Genomic DNA, 12,142 nt, shown 5'->3' with positions numbered 1-12,142 from the left:
TCGACCGTGCTCGGTTTGCTCGTACCTCACAAACCTCCGCGCGCTCTCCCTTTCGACAGCGGCCGCGCCCCCTTCGGCTCACTCGCCGGCGGACGTGCCCGGCCGGGACGTCACGGGAACCCGGGACGGGGGGCGTGGACACCCGGGATTCATGGCGCGCCCCGGGGGCGTTTATCGGTTTTTTGCACGCTCCGGGGCCACCCCCTACCGCCCCCTTGTTGACTTCCCCCAACGGTGTCACTCTGAGAGTCCCCCCATTTGTGAACTTGTGAAACGTTTCTCCTGGCGCTTCTGCCCGTCCCCAGGAGCTCCGGAAGACGCTTTCACCCAGGAGGTGGCCCCATCCCATGCTTGTCCGTGACGCCATGAGCTCGGTGGTCCTCACCATCGGCCCCACGCACACGCTCCGCCAGGCGGCCCGGCTGATGTCGGCGCGCCGCGTCGGCGCCGCCGTCGTCCTCGACACCGACCACTGCGGCATCGGCATCCTCACCGAACGGGACATCCTCAACTCGGTCGGCGCGGGCCAGAGCCCCGACACCGAGACCGCCGGCTCCCACACCACGAACGATGTCGTCTTCGCCGCCCCGTCGTGGACGCTGGCCGAAGCCGCGGCGGCCATGTCGCACGGCGGGTTCCGGCATCTGATCGTCCTGGGCGACCACGAGCCCGTCGGCATCGTCTCCGTCCGCGACATCATCCGCTGCTGGGCCCCGGCGCGGCGGGAGGCGGCGGTACTGACCGGCTGAGGGGTCTCGCACCGGGCCCGTGAGCCCCCGGGCGGGCGCGCATGAGTCCCGTACGGCGTACGACGCGGGGCCGGGCCCCGAAGGGTCCGGCCCCTGTCGTTCCGGCAGGGCCGTCAGCCGCGCAGGGCCTGGACCGCGGTCTCCAGCCGCTTGCCGAAGTCACCGTCCGCCTGGCGGAAGTTGTTCACCGCGCGCTCGGCGATGTCGTCGCGCGAGACCTTCGCGATGAACCCGGCGAGGTTTCCGATCAGACGCTCCCTCTCGTCCTCGGACATCAACCGGTACAGGTTGCCCGCCTGTACGAAGTCGTCGTCCTCGGCGTGCAGGGGGGCCTCGTGGGTGCCCGTGGCACCCGTGACGGGCACCGGCTGCCACAGCGCCCGGTCCGTCTGGAAGGGGCCGCCGAAGCTGTTCGGCTCGTAGTTCTTCGCGCCCTTGTGGCGGCCGTCGTACAGGAAGCCGTCACGGCTGTTGGTGCGCGCCGAAGTGGCGTGCGGGCGGTTCACCGGCAGGTGGTCGGCGTTGATGCCCACGCGGTAGCGGTGGGCGTCGCCGTACGCGAAGAGGCGGCCCTGGAGCATCTTGTCCGGGGACGGGCCGATGCCCGGCACGAAGTGGGCCGGCGAGAAGATGGACTGCTCGACCTCGGCGAAGATGTTCTCCGGGTTGCGGTTGAGCTCCAGCTTGCCGATCTCGATCGGCGGGTAGTCCGCGTGCGGCCAGACCTTGGTCAGGTCGAACGGGTTGAAGCGGTAGGCCGCCGCCTCCTCCGCCGGCATGATCTGCACCTGCACCGTCCAGCTCGGGAACTCCCCGCGCTCGATGGCCTCGCGCAGGTCGCGCTGGTGCGAGTCCGGGTCCTGGCCGGCCAGGACCGCGGCCTCCTCGGAGGTCAGGTTCTTGATGCCCTGGTCGGTCTTGAAGTGGTACTTGACCCAGAAGACCTCGCCCGCCTCGTTGTTCCACTGGTACGTGTGCGAGCCGAAGCCGTCCATGTGACGGTACGAGGCCGGGATGCCGCGGTCGCCGAAGAGCCAGGTCACCTGGTGGGTGGACTCGGGCGACAGGCCCCAGAAGTCCCAGACGTTGTCCGCCTCCTGCGAACCGGTGTACGGGTCGCGCTTCTGGGTGTGGATGAAGTCCGGGAACTTGATGGCGTCCTTGATGAAGAACACCGGGGTGTTGTTGCCGACGAGGTCGTAGTTGCCCTCTTCGGTGTAGAACTTCAGCGCGAAGCCGCGCGGGTCGCGCACCGCGTCCGCCGCGCCGAGGTTGCCCGCGACGGTGGAGAAACGCAGGAACGTCTCGGTCTGCTTGCCGACCTCGGAGAGGAACGCGGCACGCGTCCACCGCGAGACGTCACGGGTCAGCGTGAAGGTGCCGTACGCCCCGGCCCCACGGGCGTGGACGACGCGCTCCGGGATGCGCTCACGGTTGAAGTGCGCGAGCTTCTCCAGCAGAGCCTGGTCCTGGACCAGGACGGGACCACCGACGCCCGCCGTCTCGCTGTTCTGGTTGTCGGCGACCGGCGCGCCGGCCTCCGTGGTGAGCGGTCCCTGCGTCACGTGCGCCTCCTGCGTCGTCTGTGGCCGTTCCGGCCCTTGGCTCGTGCCCTTGGCTTGCGCCGAACTCGATCCTACGATGGACTTTGTCTAAGTCAAGCGGACATCCAAAGTCACACTCGTTCGGGGCCCGGGCCCCCTCACTGCTAGGCTGGTTTCCATGAGTGACCTGTTGGAACGCCTGCGCGGACGCGGCTGGCGCATGACCGCCCAGCGGCGTGTCGTGGCCGAGGTCCTCGACGGGGACCACGTACACCTGACGGCCGACGAGGTGCACGCGCGCGCCGTGACCAGGCTTCCGGAGATCTCCCGGGCGACGGTCTACAACACGCTGGGCGAAATGGTGACGCTCGGCGAAGTGATCGAGGTGACGACGGACCGCCGCGCCAAGCGCTACGACCCGAACGCGCACCGGCCGCATCACCACCTGGTCTGTGACCGGTGCGGCGCGATCCGCGACGTCCGCCCGACGGGCGACCCGCTGTCCGACCTGCCCGCAGGCGAGCGTTTCGGGTTCATGGTCTCGGACGTCGAGGTGACGTACCGCGGCGTCTGTCCGGAGTGCGCCTCGGCCTGATCCCGGCGACCCGCCCCGGTCCCGGCACTCGCGCGCACCGGGGCCGGGGGCCCGGGGCGGCGACAGCCGGGTACGTACGGAAAAACGCCGGAGGGCCGGATCTCTTCCGAGATCCGGCCCTCCGGCTTTCAGTAGCGGGGACAGGATTTGAACCTGCGACCTCTGGGTTATGAGCCCAGCGAGCTACCGAGCTGCTCCACCCCGCGTCGGTGAATGCAACATTACGTGACACCCACCGACCGGTGCAAATTCCTTCCGCGCGAGGCGGCGGGCACGAGGCGGCGGTGACTGGCGGCCGTCCCGCTGCCACCGCCCTCAGCGGTCCTTACCGCCCCGCCGCCTCATGCCGTGAGCTCCTGGTGGAGGGCTTCGCGCAGCCGGGCCGCGCGCTCCGCCACCTCGGCCGGGCCCAGCTCGACCGCCCGGGCGCACCAGCGCTGGCCCTCGCTGAGCTCGCCCCTGCGGGCCGCGAGCAGCGCCAGGCGGAGGGCCGCCCGGCCGTGCCCTGCCTGCGCGGCGCGGGTCCACCACAGGGCGGCCTCGCGCTCGCCGCCCTCGCGCGCGAGCAGCAGGCCGAGGTTGAAGGCGCCGTTGCGGCTGCCCGCCTCCGCGGCCTCCCGGTACCAGCGGCCCGCGTCGGCGATGTCCCCGCGCTCGGCGGCGAGCATCCCGCACCGCACCTGGGCGCGGCGATGGCCCTGCTCGGCCGCGCGCTCGTACCACTGCTCGCACTCGCTCTTCACGCCACCGTACGGCTCACCCAGCGCCGGCGCGCCGGGCGGCGGCCGGCGCGAGTCGAGCACGGTGGCCAGCCGGAAGGCCGCCTCCGCGCTGCCGCCACCGGCCGCGCAGCGGAGATGCCGTTCGGCCGACTGCTCGTCGCCGTCCCGCAGGCAGGCGATGCCGACCTGGAGGGCCGCCTCCGTGTGCCCGGCGGCCGCGGCGCGCTCGTACCAGTACAAAGCCGTCCGGTCGTCGTCGCGTCCGGCGTGCAGGATGCCGAGGTTGAACGCGGCGTCCACGCTGCCCGCCTCCGCGGCCTTGGAGAACCAGGGCTCCGCGCCCACCGGGTCGTCGGCCTGCAGCAGCAGGACGGCGAGCGCGTTGGCGGCCTCGCGGTGCCCGGCGTAGGCGGCGCGGCGGTACCACTGCTCCGCCTGCGCCGTGCGGTCCTGGGCGGCGCACAGCAGCCCCAGGTTGTACGCGCCGTTGACGTCGCCCGCGTCCATGGCCGCGCGGTACCAGCGCTCGGCGGTCTGCTGCTCGCCCCGGGCCGCGTGCAGCGCCCCGAGCGCGTTGGCGGCGTTCCCGTCGCCCTCCTGGGCGGCACGCAGCCACCAGACGGCGGCGCTCTCTTCGTCGCCCGCGTCGCGCAGCAGGAAGCCGAGGGCGCAGGCGGCACGGGGCTCGCCCTCCTTGGCGGAGGAGAGGTACCAGCGGCCGGCCTCCTTCAGCTCGCCGCGCTTCTCCAGGATCGCGCCGAGGTGCAACGCGGCGCGGCGGTGCCCGCGTGCGGCGGCCTGCCGGTACCACTGCGCCGCCTCACTGATGAGGGCGGAAGCGGTGGGCAGGGCGGTGCCGGTGGACCACGCGCCGGTGCCGGTGGTCCACCTGGTGCCGGAGTCGACGTCGCCCGGCGCGGCCCCGCCGGCCCTGCCGGTACCGGTCGCCCAGCTCGTGCCCGTGTCCGTGCCCGTGTCGTCCGCGGTCCAGCGCGTACCGGAGTCCGGGCGCCGGCGCGTGCCGGTGTGACGGCCGGTACCCGTGTCGGGGCCCGCGCCGTTACGGTCGCGCCACCTCGTCCCCGTACCCGCACTCGTACCCGCACCCGGGTACCGGTCGGCGCCGGGGCCGGTGCCCATGCGGGTGCCGGTGTCCGCTTCGGTGCCGGAGCCGAGGGATCCGCGCGCCGCGGTGTGCCAACGGGTGCCGCTGCCGTGACCGGTGTCCTGGTCGCGGCCCGCGCCGGTCACCCGGCCGGTCTCCGTGTCCCAGTCGATGCCCTTGCCGGCGGTTCCACGGCTTCCCGGGGCCCGGCCGGGGCGCAGGCGGGCGCCGGTGTCCGGGAAGCGGGCCGGCGCGGTGCCCGGACCCTGGCGCCCGCCTCGGCCCCCGTGGCGGACGCCGAGGGCCGTTCGCCGGTAGACGGCGTCGGCCCCGGTGCGGGCCGCCTCGCGGGCACGGCGCTCCAGCGAGCGGGCGAGCCGGTAGGCCGCCTCGCGGTGCCCCTGCTCGGCGGCGGCGCGCAGCCACCGCTCCGCTCCGACGTCGCTGCGGTGCTCCAGCAGTTCGGCCAGCGCGTAGGCACCGAGCGCGTGCCCCTGCTCGGCGGACTGGCGCAGCCAGTACTCGGCGGCGGGATCGTCTCCGAGCTCTCGGTGGTAGCGGCCGAGGGCGTGCGCGGCGGCTGCGGAACCGGCGACGGCGGCGACGCGCCACCAGCCGGCCGCCTCGTCCTTGTAGCCGCGCTGGTGCAGGAGGACGCCCAGGTTGTTGGCGGCGGCACGCTCCCCCGCGGAGGTGGCGGAGCGCAGATACGGTTCGGCCGCGTCCAGGTCGCCCCGGCGCAGCAGGAGCGCACCGAGCACGCTCATCGACGCCGTGTCCCCGGCGTCGGCGGCGCGCCGGTGGCGCGCCTCGGTCTCGGCCTCGGTGTCCGCGGGGTCCCCGGCGTCGGCCGCGCGCAGGGCGCTGCCGCTGCCCGCGGGACCCATGTCGGCCGCGGTATCGGTGGTGCCGGCGGTACTCGCGGCCGGGGCGGTTCCGGGGGTACCGACAGCCCCGGTCGCCTCGGCGGTCTCAACAGCCTCGGCAGGCTCTTCTAGGTGCAGCCGCACATACCGCCCTGTCTCCAACAGAGTTGCCCTATCCCCCATATTTTCCATCGTCGCACCACCTGCTACCCACGTACAGCTGGTATACCGCACCCCCGCGACATCACTTCAGCGTTTTGTCGACATGCCCACAGAGAGACAAGTCAAACACGACTGGGGCCAAGAGGGCGGTCTCGAAACGCACTTGATGCGGACACACGACGAGGGCCCGGATCCTGATGGATCCGGGCCCTCGTTCTCGCCGTAGCGGGGACAGGATTTGAACCTGCGACCTCTGGGTTATGAGCCCAGCGAGCTACCGAGCTGCTCCACCCCGCGTCGTTGTGTGGCCACACTATCACGGCGCGGGGTGGGGCTCGTTCAGCCGCTCGCGGCCTCCTCGGACGGCCGCTCGGGCGCTCCCTCGGACGGCCGTGCGGACGCCTGGGACGCCGAGCCGGAACCGGCGTCGGAGCCCGTGTCACCGGAGCCCGAGCCCGAGCCGGGCTCCTTGTCACCGGCGCCGGAGCCGGAGCCCGAACCGCCCTGGCCCGAACCGCCGGACCCCGCGGCGGACTCCGCCTGCGCGGCCCTCTCCAGGGCGTCCTGGAGGTCCTTCTGGGCCTTGCCGTACGCCTCCCAGTCCTGCTTCTTCAGCGCCTCCTCGCCCTGCTCGTACGCCTTCTGGGCGTCGTCGATGGCCTGCTGGAGGGCCTGCGCCTTGTCACCGGTGGCCGGCGGCTTGGTCGTCTCGCCCGGCGGAGGCGTCGTTTCCCCGCCTTCCGACCCGAACACGGCGTTCAGCGCCTCGGGCAGGCTGTCCTTGAAGACGGGCTTGCCGCCGTAGGACACGGCCACCTTCTTCAGGAGCGGGTAGTTGGCGCTGCCACCGCGCGCGTACACGGGCTCGATGTACAGGAACCCGCCTTCGAGCGGCACCGTCAGCAGGTTGCCGTACTCGATGTCCGAGTCGGTTCCGCGCAGGTTCCGTACGAACTCGGCGACCTCCGGCACACCGTTGAGCTCACTCTGCACCTGCTGCGGGCCCTGCACGGTGGACGTCACCCTCAGAACTCTGATCTTGCCGTAGTCAGGGCTCGTGGCATCGGCGTCCACCGCCATGAACGCGCCCAGGTTGGGGCGCCCGTTGGGAGTGAAGGTCGTCGTCAGCGAGAACTTCTGATCGTCCTGCCCCGGCATCTTCAGGCTGAGGTAGTACGGCGGGACCGAGTTGCTGTCCTTGGTGGTCGGGTCGTCCGGCACCTGCCACGCGTCACTGCCGCTGTAGAACTGCGCGGGATCCGTGACGTGGTAGCGGGTGAGCAGTTCCCGCTGCACCTTGAACATGTCCTGCGGGTAGCGCAGGTGGTCCATCAGGTCGGGCGCGATGTCGGACTTCGGCTTGACCGAACCGGGGAACGCCTTCATCCAGGTCTTCAGGACCGGGTCCTTCTCGTCCCACTGGTACAGCTCGACCGTGCCGTCATAGGCGTCGACGGTCGCCTTCACCGAGTTGCGGATGTAGTTGACCTGGTTCTGCTGGGCGACCACCGCGCGCTGGTTGTCCGTCAGCGAGTCCGCCGTCGTGTCGCCCAGGGTCGTACGGGACGCGTACGGATAGCCGTTGGTCGTCGTGTAGGAGTCGACGATCCACTTGATCCGCCCGTCGACCACGGCCGGATAGGCGTCGCCGTCGATCGTCAGCCAGGGTGCGACCGCCTCGACGCGCTCCTTGGGCGTGCGGTTGTACAGGATCCGCGAACCGTCGCCGATGGCGCCGGAGTAGAGCATCTGCGGCTCACTGAAGGCGACGGCGTAGGCCGCGCGGTTCAGCGGGTTGGACAGGTCCACCCCGCTCTTGCCCCGGTAACTGGTGGTCCGCTCGCCGTTCTTCTCGTAGTCGAGCTCCTTCTGGGGCCCGCCCACGATCGAGTACTGCTCGGTCTTCTCGCCGTAGTAGACGCGCTGCTCGTACGACTTGAACTGGCCGGAGGTCGGCAGTCCGGACTCGGTGAAGTCCGGGGCGCCGACCGTGCCGTCGTTCTCGTCGGTCACCGTGTTCGAGCCCTTGGCCGTGATCAGACCGTAGCCGTGGGTGTACGTGAAGTGGTCGTTGATCCAGTTCCGCTTCGGGATGCCGGTGATGTTCAGCTCACGCAGACCGACGACCGTGTCCTGCGGCTTGCCGTCGGCGTCCTTGTAGCGGTCGACGTCCAGCGTGGACGGGAACTGGTAGTACTTGCGCTCCTGCTGGAGCTGCTGGAACGCCGGCGAGACGACATTCGGGTCGACCAGCCGGTAACTGGCCGCCGTGTCGGCCGCCTGGCGCTGCTCGGACTTCTTGTCCGGGTCGCCCTTGCCGCCGTAGTCCTGCACGCTGGCATCGTCGATGCCGTACGCGCTGCGCGTGGCGTCGATGTTCTTCTGGATGTACGGCGATTCCTTGGCCTGCTCGTTGGGGTCGACCTGGAACTTCTGCACGATCGCCGGGTAGAGCCCGCCGATCAGGATCGCGGACAGCACCATCAGCCCGAAGCCGATCACCGGCAGCTGCCAGGTGCGGCGCCAGAGCGTCGCGAAGAACAGCAGGGCGCAGATCACGGCGATGCAGAAGAGGATCGTCTTCGCCGGGAGGTACGCGTTGGCGTCGACGTACCGCAGCCCCGTCCAGTTGCCCGCCGCCTTGAAGTCACTGGACTTCACGGCCAGGCCGTACCGGTCGAGCCAGTACGCCACGGCCTTCAGGGACACGAACACACCGATCAGCACCGACAGGTGGCCGGTGGCAGCGCCCGTGGCGCGCGCGCCCGGGCTCGTGACCCGCAGCCCGCCGTAGAGGTAGTGGGTCAGGGCGGCGGCGATCAGCGACAGCACCGTGGCCGCGAAGCCGAACGCGAGCAGGAAGCGGTACCAGGGCAGATCGAACGCGTAGAAGGCCACGTCCATCTTGAACTGCGGGTCCTTCTGCCCGAAGGGCACCCCGTTCAGCCACATCAGCCAGGTGCGCCACTGGCCGGCGGCGGAGGCACCGGCGATCAGCCCGACGAGCGCGGTGATCGCCAGCAGCACCCACTTCTTGTAGGGGGCGATGCCCATCCGGTAGCGGTCGAGGTTCTGCTGCTCCATCGACATCGCGCTCAGCGGCGGCCGAAGCCGGTGCGCCAGCCAGATGTTCAGCCCCACGGTGAGCGCCATCAGCAGTCCGAAGACCGCGAACAGACCGATCTTGGTCCACAGGGTGGTGGTGAAAACCGATGAGTACTTCACCGAGCGGTACCAGAGCCAGTCGGTCCAGAACCCCGCGAACATGACGAAGAGCATGGCCAGCACGGCCAGCACGCCCAATGTCATCAGCAGGGTCCGGGCCCGACGGGACGGCCGGCCCACTCTGATCCGTGGCCCGGTCGGGCCTCCGCCGCGGTCCGGCATCTGGAAAGCCAACGTGCGCACCTCGAAGTTCGCGGTCGTGTGTTTTCAGCGTGTGTTTTCAGCGTGTACAGCGGGCCCCGCGATCGTAGGGCCCAATGATGCAACTTACTGAGTCTTTACCTAGTTCCCGCATCCGGGTCCGAAGGAGGCAGGATATTGACCATGTCCAATGTCTCTCCCCCCTCATCAGACTCATCAGGCACCCCCATGGCCGCCGGTCCGCTGACCCGGGCGGTCCTCGAGATCGACGAATACGCGTCGGGGCTCGGCTGGGACCAGCCGGCCCGGCTGTTCGCCCTGGTCGACACCGAACGGCTGCGCGCCGACGAACCGGAGCTGGCGGCCCAGCTAGGCCTCGTCGACGACGGCGCCACCGCCCCGCTCACCCCGATCGAGCAGGACGAGATCCCCGCCGGCACACCGCTGGACGAGTTCCTCGGCACCATCGCCTGGCCGGGCGCGGTGGCGGGCTGCGCGCTGACGGTGGAGCGGCTGATGCTGCCGCCGTCCGCCGAGACGTCCGTACCGGACGGCCTGGACGAGACCGCGCTCACCGAGTGGGTCTCCGCCCACCCGGACCGCCAGGAAGTACGGATGACGGTCGCCGTGCTGCGTGACGGCACCCGGGAATCCGCGCTGCGGCTGCGCGAGAAGGACTCGCCGAACGAGGTCCTGACCGGGTCCGGCCTGGTCCCGGGTCTGGCGGAGGCGCTCGCCGCCACCTTCGAGGAGTGACCCGGGGGCCGGACGGCCCGGGGCGGACCCTCCGGGCGGTCCGGACCTTTCCCCGCCGTCCGTCCGCCGGGCACGCGCCGCGCCCTCCGGCACGCGCGCCGCACGGTCAGCCCGTCGAGCAGCTCGGCAGGCCGGCCGTGTCCCCGGCGCGGACCTTGGCCAGTGACTTCGTGGCGTCGTCGATCGTCTTCACCTTGATCAGCGTGAGACCCGCGGGGGTGTCCGAGGCGGCTGTCGCGCAATTCCCCTCCGGCGTGAGGAAGTACTTCGCACCCGCTTGCCGCGCGCCGACGAGCTTCATCTGGATGCCACCGATCGGGCCGACCCTTCCGTCGTCGTCGATCGTGCCCGTCCCGGCGACGAACGCGCCGCCCGTCAGCGAGCCGGGCGTCAGCTTGTCGACGATGCCGAGGGCGAACATCAGCCCCGCGCTCGGGCCTCCGACGTCGGCCAGCTTGATGTCCACCTCGAACGGGAAGGTGTGATCGGTCCCCGCCTGGATGCCGACGATCGCCCGGTCGCCCTCGTCGGACTTCTTCGTGGTGACCGTGACCTCCTCCGTGCCCTCCGGCTCCTTGCCCGCCTTCTCCGCGGCCTGCGCCTCCTTGGCCGGGACGATGGTGAAGGCGGCCTCCTGACCGGGCTTGTGCCGCGTGACGAGCTTCGCGACGTCCTGCGGCGCCTTGACCGCCGTCCCGTCCACGGCCTTGATCACGTCGCCGGCGTGCAGCGTGCCCTCGGCGGGGCCATCCTTGACGACGGAGGCGACGACGACACGCGAGGCCACCGGGATGTCGAGCTCCTTCAGGGCGGCGACCTTGGCGCTCTCCTGGGACTGGCTGAACTCCTCGGCGTTCTCCTGCGAGGACTGCTCTTCCGTCTTGCCGTCCGGGTAGAGGGTCTCGTGCGGCACCACGATGTTGTCGTGCGCGAGCCAGCCGTAGAGCGCCTCGGCGACGTTCATGTTGTAGTCCGCGCCGGTGACCCTGACCGTTGTCATATTGAGATGACCGGAGGTCGGGTAGGTCTTGTGACCGGAGATCCGCAGCACCGGCTCGCCGCCCGCGTCGCCCAGTGTGTTCACGGTGGGCCCGGGGCTCATCTCCGAATACGGCACCTTGATGAGCACTCCCGCGCAGAGCAGCGCGATGAGGACGAGGGTGGAGGCGAGCATCGTCGCGGTGCGGCGTGGCATGGAACGACAGTACGGGAAGGGTCTGTCAGTACACCCCTGGGGCCGGTCCGTACGGGCCGGGGGCAGGACCCCGGCGGCCACGTACGGACCGGCCGGGTCAGGCGACGTCCGAACCGACGTCCGAACCGGAGGGCGCCTTCTCCATCGCGTCGCGGAAGCGGGCGTAGCCGTTGAGCTCGGCTATGTCGCCCATCGTGCGGTCTCTCGCGGCCCAGCTCCCCCATATCGCCGCGCCGACGGCGGCGACGAACGGAATCAGCAACCAGACAAGTGCGGCCATACCGACCTCCGGAGCGCAGTGAGCGTCTGAAACTGACCGATCAGCAGATTAACCATCTGCCGATCCAACGCTGCGGTCCGGGCGGCGGTTACGCAAATCGGGCCGAACGGGGGCTGAAAGGCTTTCCGTTTCCTCCCCAACTCACGGGCGAATCAACGAAGGCGGGACGCCCACAACGAGGCGCTACGCGCCCACCCGCCCACCCGTCACCCGACCACCACCCCTCAACGAGGCGCTACGCGCCCACCCACTCTTCTGTGCCGTCCGAGAATTTCTGGTGTTTCCAGATCGGGACCTCGCTCTTGAGGTCGTCGATCAGCTGCCGGCACGCCTCGAACGCCTCCGCCCGGTGCGGGCAGGAGACCGCGACGACGACCGCGAGGTCCCCCACCTCCAGATCGCCCACTCGGTGGACGGCGGCCATCGCGCGCACCGGGAAACCCGCCGCGACCTTCTCCGCGACCCGGCGCAGCTCGGCCTCCGCCGAGGGGTGGGAGGAGTAGCCGAGGGAGTCGACCCCGGCACCCCCGTCGTGGTCGCGCACCGTGCCGACGAAGAGCGCCGTGCCGCCCGCCGCGTCGTCTCCCACCGCACGGAAGACCTCGTCGACGCTCAGCGGGGTGTCGCGGATCGCCAGCAGCCTGATGGGATCGTCCGCCGCCTGCTCGCCGGGACCGGAATGGGTGTTCACCATGCGGTCCATCGTGCCGTACGCCCCCGACGTACCGGAACGCGCACCCGGCACACGCGGGCGCCGTCGCCGCCGTCGGCCCCCTCCCTGCCCCTGCCCCTGCCCTGCCGG

General features: G+C 70.9%; 9 protein-coding genes and 2 tRNA genes. 3 read left to right on the top strand and 8 right to left on the bottom strand.

Going from position 1 to position 12,142, the window contains the following annotated elements:
• Positions 1 to 347: 347 nt before the first annotated feature.
• Positions 348 to 749 (top strand): cyclic nucleotide-binding/CBS domain-containing protein, encoded by a 402-nt coding sequence (locus IG02_RS0130280; RefSeq protein WP_030754964.1) that lies wholly within the window; start codon positions 348 to 350, stop codon positions 747 to 749.
• A gap of 113 nt (positions 750 to 862) precedes the next feature.
• On the opposite strand, the gene IG02_RS0130275 is transcribed toward IG02_RS0130280, so the two are convergent.
• Complete coding sequence (locus IG02_RS0130275; RefSeq protein ID WP_030754962.1) at positions 863 to 2,314, bottom strand: catalase; 1,452 nt, start codon at positions 2,312 to 2,314, stop codon at positions 863 to 865.
• Between the two features lie 157 nt (positions 2,315 to 2,471).
• On the opposite strand from IG02_RS0130275, the gene IG02_RS0130270 reads away from it, so the two are divergent.
• Positions 2,472 to 2,888, top strand: coding sequence for a Fur family transcriptional regulator (locus IG02_RS0130270; protein ID WP_030754959.1), 417 nt, complete (start codon positions 2,472 to 2,474; stop codon positions 2,886 to 2,888).
• Positions 2,889 to 3,020: 132 nt separating this feature from the next.
• Here the strand turns inward: IG02_RS0130270 and IG02_RS0130265 are convergent.
• The 4 genes from IG02_RS0130265 to IG02_RS0130250 all read right to left on the bottom strand — a co-directional run bounded on the left by IG02_RS0130265 (position 3,021) and on the right by IG02_RS0130250 (position 9,130).
• Positions 3,021 to 3,094: transfer RNA gene (locus IG02_RS0130265), tRNA-Met, on the bottom strand.
• A gap of 135 nt (positions 3,095 to 3,229) precedes the next feature.
• Positions 3,230 to 5,602 carry a tetratricopeptide repeat protein gene (locus tag IG02_RS0130260; RefSeq protein ID WP_420707804.1) on the bottom strand — a complete coding sequence of 791 codons (2,373 nt, stop codon included), beginning with the start codon at positions 5,600 to 5,602 and terminating at the stop codon, positions 3,230 to 3,232.
• 364 nt (positions 5,603 to 5,966) lie between these two features.
• Positions 5,967 to 6,040: transfer RNA gene (locus tag IG02_RS0130255), tRNA-Met, on the bottom strand.
• A gap of 42 nt (positions 6,041 to 6,082) precedes the next feature.
• Positions 6,083 to 9,130, bottom strand: coding sequence for a UPF0182 family protein (locus tag IG02_RS0130250; protein ID WP_030754953.1), 3,048 nt, complete (start codon positions 9,128 to 9,130; stop codon positions 6,083 to 6,085).
• A gap of 162 nt (positions 9,131 to 9,292) precedes the next feature.
• Between IG02_RS0130250 and IG02_RS0130245 the strand changes: the two genes are divergently transcribed.
• A complete protein-coding gene (locus IG02_RS0130245; protein WP_078854951.1) occupies positions 9,293 to 9,865 on the top strand; it encodes a PPA1309 family protein in 573 nt (190 codons plus the stop codon).
• Between the two features lie 106 nt (positions 9,866 to 9,971).
• Here the strand turns inward: IG02_RS0130245 and IG02_RS0130240 are convergent, their stop codons facing one another.
• The 3 genes from IG02_RS0130240 to IG02_RS0130230 all read right to left on the bottom strand — a co-directional run bounded on the left by IG02_RS0130240 (position 9,972) and on the right by IG02_RS0130230 (position 12,034).
• On the bottom strand, positions 9,972 to 11,060 hold the full coding sequence (locus tag IG02_RS0130240; RefSeq protein WP_030754948.1) for a PDZ domain-containing protein: 1,089 nt from the start codon (positions 11,058 to 11,060) through the stop codon (positions 9,972 to 9,974).
• 97 nt (positions 11,061 to 11,157) lie between these two features.
• Complete coding sequence (locus IG02_RS0130235) at positions 11,158 to 11,340, bottom strand: hypothetical protein (RefSeq protein ID WP_030754945.1); 183 nt, start codon at positions 11,338 to 11,340, stop codon at positions 11,158 to 11,160.
• Between the two features lie 235 nt (positions 11,341 to 11,575).
• Positions 11,576 to 12,034 (bottom strand): molybdenum cofactor biosynthesis protein MoaE, encoded by a 459-nt coding sequence (locus IG02_RS0130230; protein ID WP_030754942.1) that lies wholly within the window; start codon positions 12,032 to 12,034, stop codon positions 11,576 to 11,578.
• Positions 12,035 to 12,142: the final 108 nt, after the last annotated feature.

It is taken from the genome of Streptomyces sp. NRRL F-5135, from assembly GCF_000719775.1.
Lineage (GTDB): Bacteria > Actinomycetota > Actinomycetes > Streptomycetales > Streptomycetaceae > Streptomyces > Streptomyces hebeiensis.
Note: the sequence above shows the minus strand (reverse complement) of the source record. Positions and strands in the feature narration are given on the sequence as shown.

Bases quoted from the DNA above. Each gene is read 5' to 3' on its own strand.
- IG02_RS0130280 (WP_030754964.1), top strand. From the start codon at position 348: ATGCTTGTCCGTGACGCCATGAGCTCGGTGGTCCTCACCATCGGCCCC.
- IG02_RS0130270 (WP_030754959.1), top strand. From the start codon at position 2,472: ATGAGTGACCTGTTGGAACGCCTGCGCGGACGCGGCTGGCGCATGACC.
- IG02_RS0130260 (WP_420707804.1), bottom strand. From the start codon at position 5,602: ATGGGTCCCGCGGGCAGCGGCAGCGCCCTGCGCGCGGCCGACGCCGGG.
- IG02_RS0130250 (WP_030754953.1), bottom strand. From the start codon at position 9,130: ATGCCGGACCGCGGCGGAGGCCCGACCGGGCCACGGATCAGAGTGGGC.
- IG02_RS0130245 (WP_078854951.1), top strand. From the start codon at position 9,293: ATGTCCAATGTCTCTCCCCCCTCATCAGACTCATCAGGCACCCCCATG.
- IG02_RS0130240 (WP_030754948.1), bottom strand. From the start codon at position 11,060: ATGCCACGCCGCACCGCGACGATGCTCGCCTCCACCCTCGTCCTCATC.
- IG02_RS0130235 (WP_030754945.1), bottom strand. From the start codon at position 11,340: ATGGCCGCACTTGTCTGGTTGCTGATTCCGTTCGTCGCCGCCGTCGGC.
- IG02_RS0130230 (WP_030754942.1), bottom strand. From the start codon at position 12,034: ATGGTGAACACCCATTCCGGTCCCGGCGAGCAGGCGGCGGACGATCCC.